This window comes from Oxynema mangrovii CENA135 (assembly GCF_016632315.1).
GTDB classification, from domain to species: domain Bacteria; phylum Cyanobacteriota; class Cyanobacteriia; order Cyanobacteriales; family Laspinemataceae; genus Oxynema; species Oxynema aestuarii.
Genome location: NZ_JAEOXH010000002.1, coordinates 347,656 through 369,147 on the forward strand (window position 1 = coordinate 347,656; position 21,492 = coordinate 369,147).

Annotated in this window: 20 protein-coding genes; 7 read left to right on the forward strand and 13 right to left on the reverse strand. The window is 50.7% G+C overall.

Annotated features, from left to right (window positions below):
* Nucleotides 1-109 precede the first annotated feature (109 nt).
* Nucleotides 110-505 (forward strand): hypothetical protein, encoded by a 396-nt coding sequence (locus JJD41_RS15330; protein ID WP_200667988.1) that lies wholly within the window; start codon nucleotides 110-112, stop codon nucleotides 503-505.
* A gap of 19 nt (nucleotides 506-524) precedes the next feature.
* On the opposite strand, the gene JJD41_RS15335 is transcribed toward JJD41_RS15330, so the two are convergent.
* A complete protein-coding gene (locus tag JJD41_RS15335) occupies nucleotides 525-1,247 on the reverse strand; it encodes a WD40/YVTN/BNR-like repeat-containing protein (protein ID WP_200667990.1) in 723 nt (240 codons plus the stop codon).
* A gap of 227 nt (nucleotides 1,248-1,474) precedes the next feature.
* On the opposite strand from JJD41_RS15335, the gene JJD41_RS15340 reads away from it, so the two are divergent.
* Nucleotides 1,475-2,689: an RNA-guided endonuclease InsQ/TnpB family protein gene (locus JJD41_RS15340; protein ID WP_234488855.1), complete on the forward strand. Its 1,215-nt coding sequence runs from the start codon at nucleotides 1,475-1,477 to the stop codon at nucleotides 2,687-2,689.
* A gap of 3 nt (nucleotides 2,690-2,692) precedes the next feature.
* On the opposite strand, the gene JJD41_RS15345 is transcribed toward JJD41_RS15340, so the two are convergent.
* From JJD41_RS15345 to JJD41_RS15375, 7 genes are all read right to left on the reverse strand, one after another.
* Nucleotides 2,693-2,920, reverse strand: coding sequence for a hypothetical protein (locus JJD41_RS15345; protein ID WP_200667992.1), 228 nt, complete (start codon nucleotides 2,918-2,920; stop codon nucleotides 2,693-2,695).
* Entirely contained in the window at nucleotides 2,917-3,252 is a 336-nt protein-coding gene (locus tag JJD41_RS15350; RefSeq protein ID WP_200667994.1) for a hypothetical protein, read from the reverse strand. The genes JJD41_RS15345 and JJD41_RS15350 overlap by 4 nt, the downstream gene beginning before the upstream one ends.
* Before the next feature lie 70 nt (nucleotides 3,253-3,322).
* Complete coding sequence (gene rppB / locus JJD41_RS15355; RefSeq protein WP_200667996.1) at nucleotides 3,323-4,705, reverse strand: two-component system sensor histidine kinase RppB; 1,383 nt, start codon at nucleotides 4,703-4,705, stop codon at nucleotides 3,323-3,325.
* 239 nt (nucleotides 4,706-4,944) lie between these two features.
* Entirely contained in the window at nucleotides 4,945-5,643 is a 699-nt protein-coding gene (gene rppA / locus JJD41_RS15360; RefSeq protein ID WP_200667998.1) for a two-component system response regulator RppA, read from the reverse strand.
* Between the two features lie 249 nt (nucleotides 5,644-5,892).
* Nucleotides 5,893-6,213 (reverse strand): PepSY domain-containing protein, encoded by a 321-nt coding sequence (locus JJD41_RS15365; protein ID WP_234488856.1) that lies wholly within the window; start codon nucleotides 6,211-6,213, stop codon nucleotides 5,893-5,895.
* 186 nt (nucleotides 6,214-6,399) lie between these two features.
* Nucleotides 6,400-7,176, reverse strand: a complete 777-nt coding sequence (locus tag JJD41_RS15370) for a transporter (RefSeq protein WP_200668002.1) — start codon at nucleotides 7,174-7,176, stop codon at nucleotides 6,400-6,402.
* A gap of 72 nt (nucleotides 7,177-7,248) precedes the next feature.
* Entirely contained in the window at nucleotides 7,249-8,790 is a 1,542-nt protein-coding gene (locus tag JJD41_RS15375; RefSeq protein ID WP_200668004.1) for a hypothetical protein, read from the reverse strand.
* A 410-nt stretch (nucleotides 8,791-9,200) separates the two neighbouring features.
* On the opposite strand from JJD41_RS15375, the gene JJD41_RS15380 reads away from it, so the two are divergent.
* Together JJD41_RS15380 and JJD41_RS24850 are read left to right on the forward strand one after the other, a co-directional pair.
* Nucleotides 9,201-10,838 carry an AAA family ATPase gene (locus tag JJD41_RS15380; RefSeq protein WP_305082418.1) on the forward strand — a complete coding sequence of 546 codons (1,638 nt, stop codon included), beginning with the start codon at nucleotides 9,201-9,203 and terminating at the stop codon, nucleotides 10,836-10,838.
* 363 nt (nucleotides 10,839-11,201) lie between these two features.
* Entirely contained in the window at nucleotides 11,202-11,510 is a 309-nt protein-coding gene (locus JJD41_RS24850; protein ID WP_234488857.1) for a hypothetical protein, read from the forward strand.
* A 128-nt stretch (nucleotides 11,511-11,638) separates the two neighbouring features.
* Here JJD41_RS24850 and JJD41_RS15390 read toward each other — a convergent pair whose 3' ends face one another.
* Entirely contained in the window at nucleotides 11,639-14,248 is a 2,610-nt protein-coding gene (locus JJD41_RS15390) for a M1 family metallopeptidase (RefSeq protein WP_200668006.1), read from the reverse strand.
* A 113-nt stretch (nucleotides 14,249-14,361) separates the two neighbouring features.
* Between JJD41_RS15390 and JJD41_RS15395 the strand changes: the two genes are divergently transcribed.
* Together JJD41_RS15395 and JJD41_RS15400 are read left to right on the forward strand one after the other, a co-directional pair.
* A complete protein-coding gene (locus JJD41_RS15395; RefSeq protein WP_200668008.1) occupies nucleotides 14,362-15,336 on the forward strand; it encodes an N-acetylglucosamine kinase in 975 nt (324 codons plus the stop codon).
* 147 nt (nucleotides 15,337-15,483) lie between these two features.
* On the forward strand, nucleotides 15,484-16,035 hold the full coding sequence (locus tag JJD41_RS15400; protein ID WP_200668010.1) for a CDP-alcohol phosphatidyltransferase family protein: 552 nt from the start codon (nucleotides 15,484-15,486) through the stop codon (nucleotides 16,033-16,035).
* A 28-nt stretch (nucleotides 16,036-16,063) separates the two neighbouring features.
* Here JJD41_RS15400 and JJD41_RS15405 read toward each other — a convergent pair whose 3' ends face one another.
* Nucleotides 16,064-16,939, reverse strand: a complete 876-nt coding sequence (locus JJD41_RS15405; protein WP_200668012.1) for a PfkB family carbohydrate kinase — start codon at nucleotides 16,937-16,939, stop codon at nucleotides 16,064-16,066.
* A gap of 181 nt (nucleotides 16,940-17,120) precedes the next feature.
* Nucleotides 17,121-18,224 (reverse strand): inositol-3-phosphate synthase, encoded by a 1,104-nt coding sequence (locus JJD41_RS15410; RefSeq protein ID WP_200668014.1) that lies wholly within the window; start codon nucleotides 18,222-18,224, stop codon nucleotides 17,121-17,123.
* 370 nt (nucleotides 18,225-18,594) lie between these two features.
* Between JJD41_RS15410 and JJD41_RS15415 the strand changes: the two genes are divergently transcribed.
* Nucleotides 18,595-19,734 carry a histidinol-phosphate transaminase gene (locus JJD41_RS15415; protein ID WP_200668016.1) on the forward strand — a complete coding sequence of 380 codons (1,140 nt, stop codon included), beginning with the start codon at nucleotides 18,595-18,597 and terminating at the stop codon, nucleotides 19,732-19,734.
* 63 nt (nucleotides 19,735-19,797) lie between these two features.
* Here JJD41_RS15415 and JJD41_RS15420 read toward each other — a convergent pair whose 3' ends face one another.
* Together JJD41_RS15420 and JJD41_RS24855 are read right to left on the reverse strand one after the other, a co-directional pair.
* Nucleotides 19,798-20,391, reverse strand: coding sequence for a hypothetical protein (locus JJD41_RS15420; RefSeq protein WP_234488858.1), 594 nt, complete (start codon nucleotides 20,389-20,391; stop codon nucleotides 19,798-19,800).
* A 472-nt stretch (nucleotides 20,392-20,863) separates the two neighbouring features.
* Nucleotides 20,864-21,460 (reverse strand): GNAT family N-acetyltransferase, encoded by a 597-nt coding sequence (locus tag JJD41_RS24855; protein WP_200668018.1) that lies wholly within the window; start codon nucleotides 21,458-21,460, stop codon nucleotides 20,864-20,866.
* Nucleotides 21,461-21,492 lie beyond the last annotated feature (32 nt).

The window sequence follows — 21,492 nt, forward strand, 5'->3', positions numbered from 1 at the left end:
CGGTCAACTTTGAGCAAGACTTTATTCAAATGCCGATGAATTTAGCGGCGCGAGATCGGACGAATTGGGGATGGAAGCAATGAAGCCATCCCAATGGAGGTCTAAGGGGATGAATTGGAGCAATCTGTACCAGGCGACGTTATGTACGAGCGCGATCGTCCTGGCCACTCTATTGTTACCCGCATTGTCCCGCCACTCCCTTCAGATCCGGATCGAGATCCGTCCGATCGCCACAACCGAACACCGCCTTTCTCCCCGCATCACCTTCGCTCCGGCGGGGCAATGCGAGATTGACCGTTCCCCGTTCCCGGCTTCTCGGAGCGTAACATTGCCCGATCGCCTCTCGTTCGCCGAACAGACCGAGATTGCCGAATCCCTGACCCCTGCCGTTGCCGATCGCCTGTCGGTCGCGGATTGGGCGCGGGCGATCGCCGCATCTGGATTCGAGCCGTTGCGCGTGCAAGCACGGGGCGGCGATCGAGCCGACCTGTTGCCCTCCCGTTAACCCAATCGGTACTCAGTGGCTAGGGAGTCGCGATCGCCGTCCAGGTGGCGCCGCGATCTCTCGATTCAAAGATGCCATTGTTCTCGTTAACAGCATAAAGGATTTGGGAATTTCCCGGCGCCTGCACCAAATGTACGACGATGCCTTCAATGCCTTCCCCGAACCTTTCCCAGGTTTGACCGCCATTGCCACTGCGATACAGTCCCGGGGCCGAGTCGAGCAAGCGATAGCCGTAGAGGGTACCTTCCGTCCCGTCTTCGAGAACGGCGAGACCGACGATCGGCGCCGTGTCGGTATTGGAGACTAACTCCCAGTTGCGACCGCTATTATTGCTTTGGTACAATCCCGCCCGGGTCGTAGCAAATACCCGATCCGGGCGAGCGGGATCCACGATCAAATTAAAAGGCATCTCTTCCAAGCCGATCGGTCGCAGTTCGGTCCAGGTTTGACCGCGATCGCGGGAAACAAAAAAGCCGACTTCTCCGGAGGTGGCCCATCCGTAAATCGTTTTCGGATCTGCCGGGGCGACGGCGATCGCGTGGAAATCTACTCCGGACATCGACTCGGTTTTCCAATCTTTACCGCGATTCTCGGTGACTCGAAATCCCAAATTCCCCCCGGTCGGCGGGTGTCCGCTCATATAAAAGCGGTTGCGATCGCCCGGATCCACGGCAAATCCCATATAGTCCGAGCGATCGTCGCCGACCCAATACCACTGTCCGTCCTCGCTGCGTCGTACCAAGCCGTAATGGGTGGCAATGTAGAGAACTTCGGGGTTGTCCGGATCGACGCCGAGGGTTAACTACAGAAGCCGAAAACTTACCCAATCTTATCCAATCTTACTCAAATAATGAGAAATTCCCGGAGCATTGACCAATATTTCTAGAAACTGAATTGTTAATAAAGTCATCAGTGGTGGTAAAATTAGCTCTAGTTAGGCGCCATTGGTAGCGTAGAGCATTTAACTCCATGTTATTAGGGTTTAAAACACAACTTAAAGTTAATCTTACCCAACGACAAAAACTCGCTCGTCATGCGGGAGTGGCGCGTCATGCTTACAATTGGGGTCACGGGTTGTGTTTAGGAATTTTATCACATAATGCCGATTGTAGTCCCGATGAAAAAATCAAATTTCCCACAGCTATTGACTTACATAAGTGGTTAAATAAGTTAGTAAAACCAGAGAATCTGTGGTATTACGAAGTTTCTAAGTGTGCCCCTCAATACGCTCTCAGACATCTCGCCCAGGCGTGGCAAGATTGCTTTAAAAAAAAGAAATCTAGACCTAAATTTAAGAAAAAAGGCAGACAAGACAGCTTTACTCTAGATGGAACCATAAAAATATTATCTGAAAATAAAATTCAGGTTCCTGTCATTGGAATTCTGAAAACTTATGAAAGATTATCGGGGAATTATCAACCCAAAAATGTGACGATTAGTCGAGAGGCAGATCGCTGGTTTATTTCGTTTAAAATAGATGTCAACGTGACCCCCACCGATAAGAAAACAGATGTAGTGGGGATAGATTTGGGGATAAAAGCGCTTGCCACCTTATCAACGGGAGTAAGTATAGAAGGAATAAAAGCATATAAAAAGCATTCAAATAAACTAGCTAGACTCCAAAGACAAGTTAGCCGAAAAAGTCTCGGCTCTGCCAATCGAAAAAAGTCCCAGCTTCAAGTCCAAAAACTCCATCGGAAAATCGCTAATCTCAGAAAAGATACGTTACATAAGTTGACCTCACAATTATGCAAGAACCACGCCGTTAATGTGATAGAAGACTTAAACGTATCAGGCATGATGGCCAATCATAAACTAGCTAAATCTATCGCCGATATGGGGTTTTATGAATTCCGACGGCAGATGGAATATAAGAGCCAAATATATGGGTCACAACTAATAATCGTAGACAGATTTTATCCATCTAGTAAAATCTGTTCTAATTGTGGAAGCATTAAAGACTCATTACTCTTATCAGAAAGACTGTTTGGTTGCGACCATTGTCATCTCAAAATAGACAGAGATTTAAACGCAGCCAAAAATCTGGAAAAAATAGGTCGAGCTACGGCCAAATTAACGCCTGTGGACAAGAGCGAGCTGACTCCCTTGGTAGAAGCAGGAAGTAAAATCGACTCAAAGGTATTGTTCATCAAGCTTTCAGAGTTGATGGGTAAGTTTGGGTAAGTTTTATCTAGCGGCGTGAACGTGGTTGTCCTGCTGCCAGTTGGGGGCGGGGGTCAGCGCTGCGAGTTCGGCGGGCGATCGCGTCGGCGTCGCCGGGACCGAGGGAGAAGGCGTCGGCGCCGGATAAAACGTCTGCAGTTCCGGAAGTGGCGAACATCCCAGGGCAAGAGTTCCGGCGGACAGGGCGATCGCCGTCGAGCGGGCGATTCGATGTAAACAAGAGTGTTTCATGGTTGATGCAGGTGCTGTTTGAGCCAGACTAAAAGACCGTAACCGCCGAACAGGAGACCCAAAACCGATTCTTTCCATCCCGGGTGTAAGTTCCCCTGTTGGGTCTGTGGTGAGTGAGGGTTGGCGACGGTGGCTGTCGGGTCTTGAGAGGGTTCGGATCCCTTCTGGGAGGCGGGTTGAGGAGAGATCGAGGGGTTCGATTCACGTTCAGAGCGCTGGTGATATTTCGGGGCGTGGGCGATCGCCTCGGGGGACTGGATCGCGATCGCTCCCGAGGCGATCGTGGCTAGAGTGAGGGCAAGGATTGGAGATGGTTTGAATTCGATGTTCACGAGATTGCGGTCGATGTTTCCACGATAGACAATAATGGAACTGGCGATCGCCCCGACGATGTCGTGAGTTCTAGTCTGTCAAATAAGGATGAAATTGCGATGAAATCGCCGCCGTTTTGCGATCGCGGGGTAATTTCAATGTAAAGGTACTCCCGCGACCGATGGCGCTTTCCACGTCGATCGTCCCCTGGTGACTTTGAACGATCGCCCGCACGATCGCCAATCCCAACCCCGATCCTCCGGTATGGCGGGAGCGATCGTTGCGAACCCGGTAGAAGCGATCGAAAATGTGCCCGCGTTGTTCGGGAGGAATACCGATTCCCGTATCGACGACCCGAACGATCGCCCAGTGGGGGGCACTGTCTAGCTTCACGACGACTTCGCCCCCGGCGGGGGTATATTGAATCGCATTGGCGACCAAGTTGGACAGGACTCGATACAGTTGGGGTTCGTGACCCCAGACGTAACAGGGGCGATCGTCGTTGAATTGGGCGCGCAATTGCACCTCGGCGGCGATCGCCAACGGGGCGAGTTCTTCGACCACGTCGGAGATCGAGTCGTCGAGGCTGCACCGTTGTCGTTTTTCCGGTGCTTGTTGGCGATCGAGTCGCGAGAGCAACAGTAAATCCGTCACTAAGGCGGACAGTCTCAGGTTTTGCCGTTCGACGCTGTTGAGGGTTTCGCGGGCGTCGTTTTCGTTCAAAACGGGCGATCGCAAGGTGGTTTCGACAGTGGCGCGAATGGCGGCGAGGGGCGTTCGCAGTTCGTGGGCCGCATCGGCGGTAAATTGTTGGATGTGGCGGTAGGAGTGGTAAATCGGTTGCATCGCCACTCCGGCGAGAATCCATCCGGCGAGGACGGTAAAGCCGAGGGCGACGGGTAAACCGAGGATGAGGACGATGCGGACGGCCCGCAGGTAGTTGTCCCATTCTTCGAGCGATCGCCCCAATTGCAAGTATCCCCAATTTTGGCCGTCGCGGGCGTGCAGTATTTGCGAGAGTTGGTGATAGCGCCCCGTCGCGGTCGGATCGGCGATCGTCTGCCATCGAACGTGCGGTGGGGGGATCTGCAAGCCTTCCGGTAGCACTCCGGCGACGGCGATCGGTCTTCCTGACCGATCGAGCAGGCGCAAATAGTAGTGATTTTGGGTCAGGGATCCGAGAATCGGTTCTTTTCCGGGGGCGATCGCGCACGAAACCCCACTCAGGCACAGTTCCGGTAAAAATCTCAGGGCGTCGCTTTCTAACTGTCCTGGAGTTTCTAACACTGTTTCTAAGGTGTCGTGCAAGGTTCCCGCGACCGATTCCAATTCGCGATCGAGGGTCATCCGATGGGCGTGGGCGATCGCCTCGTAAACCCCAAACCCGGACAAACTCAAGATGATTCCCATAACTCCGGCATACCAACACGCCAACCGCCAGCGCGTTTTTTGGAATAAGGGATGGGGATTCATAGGATTGTAGATTTTAGGGCGCTTGGCGGCTAAAAAAGTAGGGAAAATTCTTGCGCGGAAGACTTGATTTTATGCTATTATTTTAGATAATAGGAATATAACTAAATTTCAAATTTTTGTCAATATTCCCATTATAATATAAAAGTTTATCAGAAGCGACCGTCAAAAACAAGAGCCAAAACCAAAAAAATCGCGACAAAATCGTATTTTTTTACAAAAATTAACACGATCGTCAACCATTAGCAGCGATCGGAATTGAAGCGATACCCCAATCCATAAACCGTCTCAATAAACTCCGGATATTGACATTGAGATAACTTGCGACGCAACAAGCGAATTTGAGCGGCGACCACATTACTTTCTGGTTCTGCACCGACCTCCCACAGTTGGGATAAAATGCGATCGCGATCGAGAATTTGGTTGGGATGACGCATAAAATATTCCAATAACTGAAACTCCTTATTCGTTAACGAAATTTCGCGATCTTCTCCCGAGCTTTCCCGATAAAATAACGATTTTTTGGTGTAATCCAACCTTAGATTTCCCACTTGTAACGGTTGAACCTGCAATTGGGGCGATCGTCGCTGCAGCGCCCGCAACCGCGCCAATAGCTCCGCCATCCCAAATGGCTTGACTAAATAATCATCTGCGCCAGCATCCAATCCTTCCACCTTATCCGCTTCCGTATCTTTCGCCGTCAACATCAGCACGGGTAACGGACTATTTTTGCGACGCAATCGCTTGCACAATTCCAAACCAGATAAACCTGGTAATAACCAATCAACAATAGCCAGAGTATATTGTGTCCAGTCCGTTTCTAAATAGCTCCAGGCTTCGTATCCATCTTGCAACCAATCGACAACATAAGCCTCCTGAGTTAAAGTGCGTTTAATCGCAGATCCGAGATCGGGTTCATCTTCAACTAACAGTAGTTTCATGTAACAGCAAGAAAGAAACATAAAAAAATCACAAGTATTAAACCTGTGGTGCAGACATTTTGCCTATTTTCTCAACTAAAAAGCGAGTATTCCCTCTAATTTTTATTATTTTACTCCTTCGATTTAAGCTGTCATTACCATAAGAAAATCTACCCACCGACCTCGCATTTACCCAGGGGAGAATCGGGTTAAAATTTCGTCCTTCGATGGTTACAATGATGGGTGATGATTGCTCTTTATTTGATTGAATTAAGTTCGACGCGGTGGAATTTGCAACCACATCAACACTCCAGTCATCACTAAAGTTAATAAACCCAGCGCATTGAGAAAAGGGTAAATTATTTGTAGATCGATTCTACCAAATTTACCGCGATGGAGATCGAGTAACCAGAGAAATTCGCTACTTTTATCGTTAAGTGCGGCAAATTGAAAAGCAAATCCAGTAATTAAAGTCAGGAGAAGAGGGAAAACCATGATGGGGGCTAGAGTACGATGTAATTGACGCAATCTAGCTTTATTAATAAACACGACACCACCAAAACAACTGCAATAAATCTGCCGAGTGAGCATACCCCAGAAGCATACCTCAAACAATGAGAAAAATAAATGCAGTTAGTTCAAAATTTGTTACAGTTTATGACTGCAAAGCGCGAACGAACAAGATTGACAATCTGTCATTCCGATCTCAACAGGAATAAAAAATTGGAGGATATACCGGACGAGTTCAGCCATGGCGATAAAATCCTTAACTTTACTTTAAAAAGACTGTTGAAATCCTGCAGTAATTCGTAAATCTGGAGATTCTTCACCGAGTCCGACTCCGGCGCCAACTGCTAAAACATTGAGGGGAGAGAGTTGGTGACGAACGCCGAGTTCGATTAAGTAGATTTCGGCGTCTTCCTCTTTTTCTTGCTCGAAAACCACATCCGAAACTAAAATAGTTTCAGACCCCAAACGACGACTGTAGCCTAATGTAACAGACAAAGCATTTTGGCGCTCGTTGTCTTGTTGCTCGCTATTATAAGTCCAACCGAGATTTAAGTGCAGGCGATCGAGATTGTTGCCAGTTCCAATACTTTTAGTGACTAATAATTTTAAAGTTGGATCGACTCCTTTACTATCGGAACCTGTAGGAAAATCGGCACTTGCGGAAAGGGCGATCGCCGGAGTGCTTAACGTCTCTGTATTGAAGTTATAAAAAACTTCTGCAGAGATATCGCCGATATCATTTTCTTCCGATCCGAGGACGACAGGAACCGATAGTTTTGCCTGCCAGTTGCGAGCAAAACCCCATTCTAAACGAGGATCGAGGGTAAAAATATCTTCACCTTCAACGCGATCGTAATGAAAAACTCCTTGAAATTCAAAGCCACCAAAACCGAGAGAATACGCATCTTCCACTTCGGCGGGAAGTCCTTCTTCTAAGTTAAGATGGTCGGCAGCGATCGCCTCTTTCAAAATTCCCAATTCTGCGATCGTTCCCGTTAAAAGGGCTAGCACGGAAGGCGCGATCGGCCATAACCGAGATTTCATGCTTTTCACTGTTTTAAATAACTCCCCAAATCCGAATTTATAGCCTATTTACAGAAAAGATATTGCAACCAATTACTCTCTACGAGATAACTCGGAGGGAGACGGATCGCGATCCATACCAATTCCTTCAATATCCGCTAAATTTCCATATTTCTGACGCCATCCTTCTAGCATCATTTCTACCATCATCGGATTGGACTCTCCCGCCTTCATCGAATGAGAAGACATCTCCATTCCTGGCATCATCGTGTTCATCGCATCTGCAAAGGATCCGGCAAGTTCGCCCTCTTGAATTCCGGGAGTTAACTTAAGTTTTAATTGTGTCCGTAGTTGCTCGTGCATTTCCTGCATTTCTGCGGACATTGTCATCTCGGAAGGATTAGAGTTACCGTGACGATCTCGATCGTCATCTTGATGATGATTCTCATCATTCCCATGACCGCGATGACCGTCATGGTTGTCATGATTTTCGCCATCTTCATCGTGGTAATCATGAGGTTGCGACATTTCCCTATTGACGTGAGTCTGGTGTCCGTGTCCGCCAGAAGAATTCGCCATCATCGGCATCATTTCATCGAGCATTTCTAACATCATCTGACTCATCGCGCCTTCGGGACTTTTCACCCACTGGTCATAAACTAACGGGTTAATTTCTGGCTTGGGTGTCGTAAATTTACGCACCAATTTTTCATCTCCGGGCTGATAACTCATCGCATCGAGAACGCGATAGAGTTCGGCGCGTTTTTCTTCCACAGTCCATCCGTCATAGGCGAAAATATCGTATGTCATCCCGTGCAGCATGTGCAGGTTATCGAAAATGTTCGCCGTTTCCGGAGAGAGGCGACTGTAACGCGGCATTCCTTCGCGGGATAAAATCATCCTCAATGGCGGGTCGGGGACGACTTGCGATTGAAATAAGTCTTCCATCCGTTGCATCGTGGCGTCCTGTTCGCTGTCGTTCCCACTGACCATCATCGATTCGTAAACGGCGGGGTGCCACCAGTGTGCTGCATAGAAAAAGTTATTCGATTGAGGATAGTAGTTGCGCGTGAGGCTGAAGTAGGGCTTCATCATCACGGCGGCGCGGCGCATGGTGACATCTAAGGGCGCGGGACTGAGGGCGATGTCGGAATAGGTGGATTTGTAGTATTCGTAGGCTTCGTAGAGGGCTTTTCCTTTCTGGTTCCAAGGAATATCCGCATCGGACATAATATCCTCGGTCATCTCGTGGAGGAGGTGAATCGAATCGATGGTTAAAAATAACCGCCAACTTGCACGGGCGCTGTAGGGGGCGTACAGTTCCATTGACGGTTCGATACGCGGCGGATTGTTGTAAAAATCGATAATTTCGGCGTAGAGTTTGGCGTCTTCGGCGCTGTGATTTTTGAAGGGAGTGAGTAATAAAACGTCGTGCAGTTTGCTGTGGGCGAAGTGCAGCGCCCCGGCGACGCGATAGCTACGGTTGTGGCGGTTGTAGAAAGCGAGGCGGTAGGGGGTGCGTGGGTGGGAAACGAGGTTGCGTTTTTCGGCGATCGCGCGGCTACCTAAGCTTAAGGCTAACACGCTACTGAGGGCGATCGCACCCCATCGACGCCATGAAGTTCGAGGTTTCATCGGTTTGTTGTCGGGAGTAAGGTATCGAGGAACTTTGGCAAGTTGTTCTTACTCTGACAAACAAATATGAAATGGAGATGAAATGGGTTTTAAAGGGGTTTAGTGGATTTAAAGTCGATTCAAGTTAAGTTTTAAATGATGGGAATCACTTCATTTAATTGGATTGAATATAGGTTTGCGTAAATGCTCTTTTAAAGTATTTACCGTTCGCAAATTAATCGAGCAAGTTAAAAGGTCTTATCAGTAGTGTTGCACGCGCAACCGAGCGAACAAACTTGCATCTATGGAAACATCAACTAACCAATCGATATCGCTATCCAGTCGAGGGCGATCGCTAAAGTCGTCCATTGCTCCTATTCCTGACTTCCCCGGTCTGTTCCTACAATAGGATTGGTTTCATCCGATCCTCAATGCAACGAACTCCCCAAAACCCGACCCCCTCCGACGCCGTACTCGGCGGTGAAAGCAGTCCTCACGCGCCCCTGATTTCCCGACTGGATTTAATGATTCGGGCGCGCTATCCCTTGCTGTATATCGTCGCCGTCGAAGAAGAACCCGTTGAAGAAGTGCTCGCCCAAGTGGCAAAACGCCTCGATCGCCGACAATTGTTATGGTGGGATTTAGTGCGCGGTTGGAGTGACAACGGATCGGCGAAAGGGTCGGTGATGGCGGCGTTAGACCGCGTGGCGAAGGCGCCGCCGCAAGATAACACCCTGTTCGTCCTGCGCGACTTGCACCCGATTTTAAAAAACCCCCACGTCAGTAGTAATACCCCGGTAGTGCGCGAATTGCGCAACTTAACCCGGGAGTTAAAGCGATCGCGCAAAACCGCCATTCTCACCAGTCACGAACTCGCCATCCCCGAAGAACTGCGCGAAGAAGTCACCGTCATCGACTTTCCCCTCCCCAACGAACGGGAAATCGACTATCTCCTCTCCCGTCTCGTCTCCCCGGACAAGCTCAAACTCAGCCCCGTGGCGCGGGAACAACTGGTGAAAGCCTGTCAGGGATTGAGTCGCGCCCGGATTCAGCGCGTGTTAGCCCTGGCGCTGGCGGCGAAACAGGAAGTCAACGAAACCGACATCGAAGGGGTTCTCAACGAGAAGCGCCAAACTATCCGCCAGACGGGGATTTTAGAGTTTTTCACCGCCCGGGAATCCCTCAAAAACGTAGGGGGATTGGAGAATTTAAAACAGTGGGTGCGAATGCGTCGGGACGTGTTCACCGAGGAGGCGCGGCGCTACGGAATACCGAATCCGAAAGGGGTGTTGCTGGTGGGAATTCAGGGAACGGGAAAGTCCCTCTCGGCGAAAACGATCGCCCACGAATGGCGTTTACCCTTGTTGCGGTTGGATACCGGGCGCCTGTTCGGCGGGATTGTCGGGGAAAGCGAATCGCGAGTGAGACAGATGATCCAGCTTGCAGAAGCGATCGCACCGTGTATCCTCTGGATCGACGAAATCGACAAAGCTTTCGGCAATATTTCCAGTGGAACCGACGGCGACTCGGGGACTTCGCGCCGGGTGTTCGGGTCGTTGATTACCTGGATGCAGGAAAAAACCGCCCCGGTGTTTATCGTGGCGACGGCGAACAACGTGCGAATTTTGCCTGCGGAGTTACTGCGAAAAGGTCGATTTGACGAAATTTTCTTTATTAATTTGCCCAATTTCGAGGAACGGCAAGCAATTTTTAAAGTACACTTGCAACGATTGCGCCCGTCGCGATTGCGAGAATTCGATTTGGGGTTACTGGCGACTCAGGCGAAGAATTTTAGCGGCGCCGAAATCGAACAGGCGATCGTCGATGGAATGCATCGAGCGTTCGCGCGGGTGGAGAACGGACGACGCCGGGATTTTTCGACGGAAGATATCTTGCGTGCAATTGAGGAAACGGTTCCGCTTGCGGCGATCGCGCGCAGTCAAATCGAAGATCTCAAGCACTGGGCGGCGGAAGCGGGGGCGCGAACGGCGTCTAAAGATACGGAATTAGTGCAAGAGATGAGTCACTACGTCCCCGATCGCGGGATCGGTCCGTTAGAGGTGGATTGAGGGACGTTTGGATTTTAGAGTTTAGGGTTTAGATTGAGAGGTGGATGGGGGGTGGGCCTCGAATCACGAGATCGAAGCGTTTGTCGATCTTTTGAAAACCCATCGTATTGATGCGATTGGCGCTGTACGTTCCCATCCATATAGCAAATTCTTACCGCATTTCAGTCGAAAAATGTTGCAACCCTATCTATAAAAAGAAGGGATTAAATATGTCTTTCTCGGTCAAGAATTAGGAGCTAGACCGGACGATAGAAGTTGTTATTTTGAAGGAAAAGCAGTATATGAAAAAATTGCTAAAACCGATGTCTTTCAACGCGAAATAGAAAGACTCCTAAAAGGGTTAAAAAACATCGAATTTCTCTGATGTGCGCCGAGCAAGATCCGCTCACTTGTCATCGGGCGATCTTAATCTGTCAGTCTCTGTGTCACTTCGACTTAGAAATCGATCGCATTTTAAAAAATGGAGATTTAGAAACTCACCATAATTTAGAAGATAGAATGCTCGCCAAGCATGGTTTTAGCGAATTTAAAGAACATCGAACTCAACCTATTCAACTTTCTTTATTCGAGCAAGTGGAACAAACTTTATCCACCCGAGAAGAATGTTCGATTGAAGCTTATAAACTTCAAGGTGATAAGATTGCCTATGTAGAAAGTCAGGAGCTATTCTAATCAGCGATCGGCTCGATTTATTTACCATCGGTTTCACCAAGAAAACTGCGGAACATTTCTTTAATTTAAATTTGAATTTTAAGAATAGAGGTAAAAGGACACGGCATTGCCGTGTCCCTGTAGGGGATCTAAGATTTGGATAAGGCTTCGAGTTTTTCCAAACGGCTGCGGAGTTCTTGATTCTCTTTTTTGAGTTGGTCTACTTCGCTGCGTAAGGCTTTAACGGCTTTATCGGATCCGATCTTTTTCTGCACTTTACCGACGGCTTCTTCGGCGATGCGACGAACTCGACCGTCGGGGGTACGATCGCTTAAACTTTGTAAGATCGCGATCGCCTTTGGCGTTTCCATCTGTCCCAAAGCGACGACGACAGACACTTGTGTGAGGAAAAATGTTTCGTCCGCCAGTTGAGATAAGCGTTCTAAAATCCGCTCTAAATTAGTCGCACTTTGACCCGTAGAAATGCTGCCGAGGGCGCGAATGGCGGCCAAACGCAAGGGTTGCGGCGTACCGGAAGCAGTATAGTCCAAAATCAGATTTAACGCGGCTTCCGAGGTTTTCATCTGACTCAAGCCAGAAATGGCGCCACTGCGAACAACTTCATTCCATCCGGCCCGTTGTTCGAGGACGGTTTTTAATAACTCGATCGCCTTACTTTCTTTGGGCTTTTCCTCTAGTTGAGAAGCGGCGATCGCCCCGACCGCTTTCGCCGCCGAAGCTTCGACTAAATAACTCTCATCTCCTTTCTTCACCAAGGGTTTGATCGCCTTATAACTGGCGTGAGTTTTGATACTCCCTAAAGCTTCGACGACGGCCCGACGGACGCGCGCATCTTTATCCTTCAATCCCTTCACCAATCCATCGAAGGCTTGGTCGAGTTTCACCGTGCCGAGTTGTTTCGCCACTTCGACGCGAACGCCCCAGAACGATTCATTTTTTAGGGCGTCACTGAGGGCTTTTACGGCCTCCAAGCTGCCTTTTTTCGCCAAAGCTTTCGCCGCCTCAATGCGCGAAACCGGGTCTGGATCGCCCGTTAACTGGGCTTTGAGTTCGCCGATCGCATATTCCAGCGTCACCGTTTTGAGATGGTGGTTGCCCGCATCAAAACTAATGAAGTTCGGTTTCTCTTCCAAGGGAAAATAGAAAGTATGCTCCCGTTCGTGGACGCGAACGGTAAAGGTTTTCAGCTCCGCTTCTTTCCCTTTTTCGGTATAACCGAAGGCGATCGGTATTTTCAGATCGAATAACTCTTTATGGGGTAACTTCGCGGTTTTACTGTCTTTAATTTGCGCTTGAACGACTTTGACTTGCGCTAATTTAGCGTCTCCATCCCAAGAATAAGAGACCTTATATTCCGGATGGCCGCCGCGATAAACATATTGGTCGAATAAAAAGGCTAAATTGCGTCCGGTGGCTTTGTCGATCGCCCGTAACAAATCGACGGTTCCCACGGTATTGTGGGCGTTGTCATTGACAAAAGTATGAATTGCCTTTTTAAATAACTCATCTCCCAATTCGGCGCGAATCATGTGATAGACACAGGCGCCTTTTTCGTACAGGTGGCGATCGTACAATTCGATCGCCTCCCGATACACGTGAGTGACGATCGCCCGCCGATAGCGGCTGCTATCTTCTGCTAAATAACTCCGCGCTTCATTGAGCAAATAATACGCCGCATCTTCTTTTCCGTATTCCTTCTCCGTCCACAACACCTCGGAATAAGACGCCATCCCCTCTTTAATCCAAGCATGAGACCAATGTTCGATCACGACTAAGTCGCCGAACCATTGGTGCGCCAATTCGTGCGCGACTAGGCTTTCCGTGCGCGGATCGTCAATTACCGACCGTTCGTCGAGCAGACAGCGATCGGTTAATAAAGTAGTAGAAGTATTCTCCATGCCGCCGAAAATGAAGTCGGCAACGCAGACTTGTGCGTATTTCGGATAAGGATAAGGATAGCCGAACGTTTCGCTGAAAAACTCGATCATCTGGGGCGTTTTGCCCATGCTGCGGCGGGCGTCATCTTCCCGTCCTTTCTCGACATAATAGGTGACGGGTTTGCCGTTCCATTCGTCGCGCAATTCGGCAAAATCGCCGACGGCGAGGGTCATTAAATAAGTAGGATGGACTTCGTTTTGGCGCCAGTGAAAGATCTTTTCTTTCCCATCTTCTTCGACGCCGACGAGTTCGCCGTTAGAAATCGCGGTGTACGCTTTGGGAACGCGGACGCGAATTTCCGAGGTGGCGAGTTGTCCGGGATAGTCGAAACAGGGAAACCAGAAGCGAGAGTCTTCGTCTTCGCCTTGGGTCCAGACTTGCACGGGTTTGTCGGGATAGTCTTTATCCGGACCGATGAAATAGAGTCCGCGTTGGGGATCGTCCACACTGTAGGCGATTTCGAGGACGATCGCGCGATCGGCTTCGGTGGGGGTACTCAGTCGGATGTCGAGGTTTTCGCCGTCGTAGTCGAAGGGTTGGTCGTCGTCGCCGATTTTGACCGAGGCGATCTCGAGGTTGACCGCATCGAGGGTGAGGCGGTCGATCCCGGTGCGAACGGGGTTGAGGGTGATGCTACAAGTCCCGCTATAGCGTTGTTTGGGAATATCTAGGCTGAGGTCTAAAAAGATATGCCGGACCTGTCCGGGGCGATCGGGGTTGTAATGGGGTTTGGCCCCGGGAAGTTCAAAGGATTTGCGACCGTTTTCGTCAGTATCAAAATAATTGTAAGTGTGGGACATGGTAATCGATTTACGGATAAGACTGAAAAGTGCCGAACGAGGCGGTATGAGATATCTTTAATCAGGTTAACGCTTTCAGGTGGTTCCCGACCAAGGGCAGGGAGTAGGCGCGCGTGAGTGCAAACCAAGGAACAGAAGTAACGAAGCATCCGGAGACTCTTATTTTAGGGGTGGACGGGGGCGGGACAAAAACCGCTTGCGTGGCGATCGCCCCGTCGGGAGAGATTCTCGGACGCGGGGAAGGCGGACCGTCGAACTATCAAAGTGTGGGAGTGGAGGCGGCGGAAGCGGCGATCGCCCAAGCAATTTCCGGCGCCTTGGCTGGGGTGTCCGAGGGGCGCATCGGCGCGATCGGCTTGGGATTGGCGGGCGTCGGGCGATCGCGGGATCTGGAGGTGATTCGCGCCTCGGTCGATCGCCTCCAGCAACGCCCGGAATTCGGCGATCGCTGGCAACTGTCCCCGGATAAAATCGCGATCGCCCACGACTGCGCGATCGCCCTGACAGGAGGCGTCGGCGCCAATGTCGGCGTCGCCACGATCGCGGGAACCGGGGCGATCGCCTACGGACGCAACCGCCACGGCGCAACCCGGCGATCGAGTGGCTGGGGTTATCTCCTCGGCGACGAAGGAAGCGCCTACTGGATCGCCCTCGCCGGACTGCGCGCCGCCGTCCGCGCCGAAGACGGGCGATCGCCTGCCACGGCGTTAACCGAGGCATTTCGCCAACACCTCGAACTCGATAACTTACAAAGTTTAATCGAACTCGTCTACCGTCGCGGTTTGGCAGTCAAAGAACTCGCCGCCTACGCCGCGATCGTCGATCGCTGCGCCCGCAATAGCGACGCGATCGCCCTCGACATCCTCGATCGCGCCGCCGACGAACTCCTCCTCGCCACCCGCGCCGTGTTTGCACCCTTGTTCAACCCTGACGAACCTTTCGAGGTCGTCACCATCGGCGGCGCCTGGAAAAGTCAGATCCTGCGCGATCGTTTTTGCCAAAACCTACACCAGATTGCCCCCTTCGCCTCAGTCATCTGGCCCCGACACGAACCCGCCTATGGCGCTGCTTTGCTCGTTTTGTCGTAAGTGACCCGGTGTTGGATGAAGGCAAAATGCCCGCACTACAGATTCCCAACTCCCCAAATTTCAACGCTAAGATAACTACAGCCAAAATTTGTCATTAATTTGGGTGAGGAGTTCGTGGAGACTTGGGCTAGAAATCACACACAATTCATGATCGAACCGATCGCGAAAGCCATCGCCAAATTCGGCATTTCTCCTAATGCCATCACGGCGATGAGTGCGATCCTCAATCTGGTCGCCGGAACTTTTATTGCCTTCGGCGAACCCATTTTCGGAGGATGTTTGATGGCATTTATCGCCATGCCTCTCGATGTTTTAGATGGGGCAGTCGCCCGGGTGTTGGGGCGATCGACCGCCTTCGGTGCTTTTTTCGACTCGGTTTTAGACCGCTTTTCCGAAGCCGCCATTTTAATCGGTATCGCCGCTTTATTGATTCAGCGACAAGAGTTTATTAATGTCTTAGTTTGCGATCTCGCCTTGTTAGGATCGTTAATGGTCAGTTACACCCGGGCGCGGGCGGAAGGCTTGGGAATTGAGTGCAAAGTCGGTTGGTTTCCTCGTTTGGGGCGCGTCATCGTCTTGGCGACGGGTTTAATCCTCGATGTCCTCGATCTAGCCATCTGGATTTTGGCGATCGCCAGTCTGTTTACCGCCTTACAACGCATCGTTCGCGTCTATCAAGTCACTCACGCCGATCCGTAAAAGAAAGTCTGTGTTGTAGCCCTGCCTTTTATTTCTTGTCAAACCCAGTTTTAAGCGGTCCGAAGCCTTCTAATTTTCGAGTGGCGAGGCGCGCGGCAAATTCCCCGGCTTCGCGCCCTTGCCGCCCTAATAAACGTTGGTAGAGATAACCCGCGATGTAGGTATCGCCGCATCCGGTGGGATCGACTTCCTCTTGTGGAGTAAAGGCGGGAACGCGATCGCCGCGATCGCCAGTGTAAATATAAGATCCACCACTTCCGAAGGTAATGACGACTTCTCGGACACCCAAGTTAGCCAGCACTTTTGCCGCTTCTTCGGGGCGATCGCACCCCGACAAAAGGCGGGATTCGGCGCGATCGACTTTGAGAATATCGACGAATTGCAGCCCCGTTTCTTTCTCGTTCCAATCGACGGGACGGACTGTTTCAGCAGCATCAACCCTTCGTAAATAGCCTTGGGCGTCGAGGGAAATTTGACAAGTTTTAAACTTATTGAGATCGCGAATGGTCGCAATAATATCTATGGGAATATCTCCCTGAATTAAGGGGCCGAGATGAACAATTTTGGCCTCAATTTGAGCAAGATCTTCAACGGTAAAGGGATCGGCGATCGCCCGCACGTTCTGGGTACGGCGATCGAGATCGTCCCGTCGATAATTATTTTCAAAAATGGTCGTTTTTTCGCTTTCTTGCCAAAAAACCGTAATTCCCCATCGTTCCAATTCTTGATTGACGAAGGGGCGATCGTCCCCCGCCGTTTTGGTCGCGACGGCGACATTCGCCCCCAAACTTCTGAGGGCTAAAGCGCTATAAATCGCCGTTCCCCCCGCAATTTCTCGGGTAATTTCACCGTCAATCCGAATAATATCTTTAGTAACGTGACCGATAATGCAAATATCGAACATGGGGAAACACGGAGGTTAAGGCAAGAAATACCCGTCGGGAGTGGGGTGTTAGGCGTCGGGATGGTGTTGCTTCTTTGCTCAATCCCGATTCTTAATTCTCGATTTCCTAACTTGCTCAATCTAAAATCTAAAATAAAAAAGGACTGCGATCGCGCGCAGTCCCTTGAGTTCGGATCGAGATTTAATACTCTCGAAATCCGTTAATAAATTCCTCAGTCATCCGATAAGCATCGGAATCGGGATATTGATTGGGGGGGTGCTTCATGAAGTAAGAAGACGGCGAATAGAGAACGCCTCCTTGACCGCGATCGAGGGCGACTTTACAGCAGCGAATGGCATCGATCGCCACCCCGGCGGAGTTAGGCGAATCTTCTACAGAAAGCCGCAATTCGATATTCATTGGCACGTCGCCAAATAGTTTACCTTCGATGCGAATAAAGCAAACTTTATTATCTTTTTGCCAGGGAACGTAATCACTCGGTCCGACGTGAATGTTCTCATCTTCCAGTCGTTTTTCGCACGCGGACTGAACGGCTTCAGTTTTTGACTCTTTTTTCGATTTGAGTCGGCTGCGATTTAACATATTGAGAAAATCGCTATTTCCCCCCGTATTGAGTTGATAGGTTCTCTCAATTTTTACCCCTCTTCTGCGGGCTAAATCCGACAGGGTTCGGTGAACGATGGTGGCGCCGAGTTGCGATTTAATGTCGTCGCCGATAATCGGAATATTGCGAGAAGCAAATTTATCCGCCCAGAGAGGATTGCTGGCAATAAAGACAGGAATGCAGTTAATAAAAGCTACTCCGGCTTCCAAAGCACATTCGGCATAAAAGTTAGCCGCTTCTTCCGACCCGACGGGGAGATAATTAATTAAAACTTCCGTACCGGATTCTTTTAAGATCTCGATAACATCTTCACGAGTGGGTTCGGGGGCATCACTCGGCGTAAATGTATAGCGCTCTTCATAGTCTTGCATGTGTTCTGAGAATCCATCCAAGATTCTACCCATGCTGACTTTAACGCCGATTTCCGGAACGGTTTCACAGAATTTGGTCGTACAGTTTGGTTGAGAAAAAATGGCTTCAGAGACATCTTTCCCCACTTTGCGTTTGTCGATGTCAAAAGCCGCTACGATTTGGATATCGTAGGGCTTGTAACCGCCGAGTTCCCAGTGCATTAAGCCGATGGCTTCTTCACTACTTTTATCTTTATAAAAGTAAATTCCCTGTACCAACGAACTAGCACAGTTACCAACACCTACAATCGCGAGTTTGATTTTATCCACAAGCAGTTACCGTCTTCTACGTACTTGGAAGCTCCCAATTGCCAAAGTTCACAATAACACAACTATGGGAGAAAAAATAAGTATCGAGACTTGGGACTTTAGGTCTTCTCGAACCCCAGGTTTCCGGTTAGCGGGCGATCGCGCGGCGATCTCCTCCAAGATCGCCAATCAAAGGGATAAAAAGAGGGAGGGGCCTTGAGGCGGGATTCCTCAGCCATTTTAACGGTTTGATTTGGGTGTTGCCCGTTCCCGGTTTGGAGTCGGTTACGGGGGTGGACCGGGAGGGATTCCCGGCGCTATTGCGGGAAGTTAACCGCCGCGACGATACTGGTGATAGCGGTCTAGTTCTACGTTAACGGTTGACAATTTCATGCTCAGTTTCATTCGCTCCGATTTGTCGGATCTCAAGGCTTATACGCCCCATCCGGAAACGGCAATGGAGGGGGTCAGCGCCACGCCGATCCGGCGCGATCGCCTCGATACCAATGAAAGTCCTTACGATCTGCCTGCCGAGTTGAAACAAAAACTCGGGTGGACTTACGAACAACTGATCGAAACCAATCGCTATCCCGACGGGACTCACCACTCTTTACGGGAGGCGATCGCCGAATATGTCAACGAATCGGCGGGGCTGAGTGCGGGGGCGATCGCCCCGTCTCAACTCTCGGTGGGTAACGGTTCGGACGAGTTAATTCGATCGATCTTAATTGCCACCTGTCTCAACGGACAAGGGTCGATTTTAGTCGCCGATCCGACGTTTTCGATGTATGCCATTCTCGCCCAAACTCTCGGGATCGAGGCGATCGCCGTCGGACGCCACGAGGAGAATTTCGCGATCGATCTCGATGCGGCTCAACAGGCGCTGGAAACTCAGAAAAATCCACCCATTCGCGTTATTTTCGTGGTTCATCCCAATTCGCCGACGGCGAACGCCCTCACTCCGGCGGAAATCGACTGGTTGCGCGCCATTCCGGACAATATTCTCGTGGTCGTTGACGAGGCGTATTTCGAGTTCAGTCAAACCACTCTGGTCGGCGAACTGAAGCAACACCCGAATTGGGCGATCTTGCGAACCTTTTCTAAAGCCTTTCGCCTCGCCGCGATGCGGGTCGGCTACGCGATCGCCCATCCGGACTTAATCGCCGCGTTAGAAAAAATCCGCCTCCCTTACAACTTGCCGAGTTTTTCCCAAGTTGCCGCCGAATTGGCGATGCAACAGCGATCGCACTTACTCGCCAGTATTCCCGAAACCCTGGCCGAACGAGATCGCCTCTACCAGTCTCTCTCTAACTTATCCGGTTTGACCGTATGGCCGAGTAGCGCTAATTTTATCTACCTGCGCGGCGATCGCCAAACGCCCCTGGATCTCGCCCGTCTCGCCGCCGAACTCAAAACCCGAGGCACCTTGGTGCGCTACACCTGCGACGGTTTGCGCGTCACCGTCGGGACTCCCAGCGAAAACCAGCGCACTCTCGAAAACTTTCAAGGTTTACTCGGCGCCTCCTCTTGAAGGCGATCGTGCGACAAGCCCCCTACTCGTGGGAGTAAGGGGCGATCGCGGGGGGGTCTGTTCTCAAACGGCGATCGGCGATCGCCCTTGGGTGGCCGCGTGTCGAACCATCGTCACCGTGCGGGGTAAAACCCCCACCAAACGGGCAAACGCTTCGTCGGGAACGTCTTCGACGGTCTGCCAGTCGAAATAATGGCCGAATTGGGTGAGGATCTGCTGCGCCCTTTTCAAGGGAATGGGATTGGCGGTCAGTTGTTCGGTGAGGCGAATCCAGTGACGGCGGATCGTAAAGGCTTGTTGTCGTTCTTCGTAAGATTCCGGATAGACTAAGGCCACATCGCCGACGGGTACGACTTGCTGGCATTCGAGATCGAATAAGCCCCCCACGGCGGCTCCCGGTCCGGCAAATTCAGCGTGGTAGCGCTTGTAAATAATTAAGCCATTGCGGCGGCGGCGATCCACGACGAGCAGTTGACCGCTATTGAGTTGAGCGAGTAAATCTCGCCGTTGCGGAGCGCCGATCAAGGCCGTACAAGGGTTGGATGCAACTCGATCCCCCTGGCGATCGCCGTTCGTTCGGCCCACTCGATAAGAGTCTGGCACTAGCCCTACAGTGTCCGACGCTTCGAGGGTGCGCTGTTGCTGATTCGCAATCATCTGAATGTTTCTCTCCCGGTCAGGCAACCTAAGTTTGAGAGCGCAGAATTGAGACCCCGGTAAGGGCGATTTCGCTCGCCAAAATTCTCGGGATTACTTTTTAGTCTTCTGTCTCTATCATGCAGTAATCCACTGGGTTGAGTATTTATTTCTGAAAAGAAAGGCTAAAGAATTGCCTAGATTTTCTAAAGAGATTGTAAAGCTAAGATAAATTATAAGGGAAAGCGCCTTTAACTTCATCAAAAATTGACACGACTGAAGGGAGATCGGGGGAGAGTGGCGAGCGCTTTTGAGGCGAATTGTGGCGATCGCTACGAAGGGAGTGCGATCCTTTCAGCCGTGCCTCATTCGTCAGTCCAGCCGCGATCCCAAAGCAAATCCGATAATATTTTTTCTCAAAAAAATAGCCGGATCTCCAGCCAGAATAGAGGACGGGCGCGGGGGTCGTGGGGTCTCGGCGAGTCGAGCGACTTTAGTGGAGAGATTTGTGTAACAGTAAGCGTCGGGGTTGTCCGAACAACCACGCGCCCCAACTCCAATCGACCTGACGCAAACGATAGCCCATTTTAAAATAAAGCCGTCTGGCAGGACGATTGTTTTCTAAAACGTGGAGGTAGAGTTCTTGATAGCCCCACTCGCGGGCAATTTCTTCGCAAGCGAGCAAGAGGTGCCGAGCGGCGCCCCGTCGCCGGGAATGAGGGGCGACGGCTAAATTGGATAAGTAGGGGAAGGAGGAAGTGTCCAAAGGCCAGGGATGCGGACTGCGTAAGGCCATTTCGACGGTGGCGATCGCCTCGCGCACGGGAGACGGGGTGACGGCGACCAAACAGATGTAATGGGGAGAGCGCGATCGCAAGCGGGTTCGCAGATCTTCGTGAATTCCGACCCGCAGCAGGGGATTCAACCAACACATCGGGTCGTTGGGACCGTGAAAACTTTCGGTGAGAATATCGGCGATTTTCGGTAAGTCTTCGGGTACAGCCGTCGCGATCGTAAAACCGGACGACCCGGCAGCTAGATGGGTCGTTTCGGGGTGACGCTGTTGGGGGGTCGTGAAAGATAAGTTCACATTTAATTATGGGGAAAAAAGTGGGTGGTTTA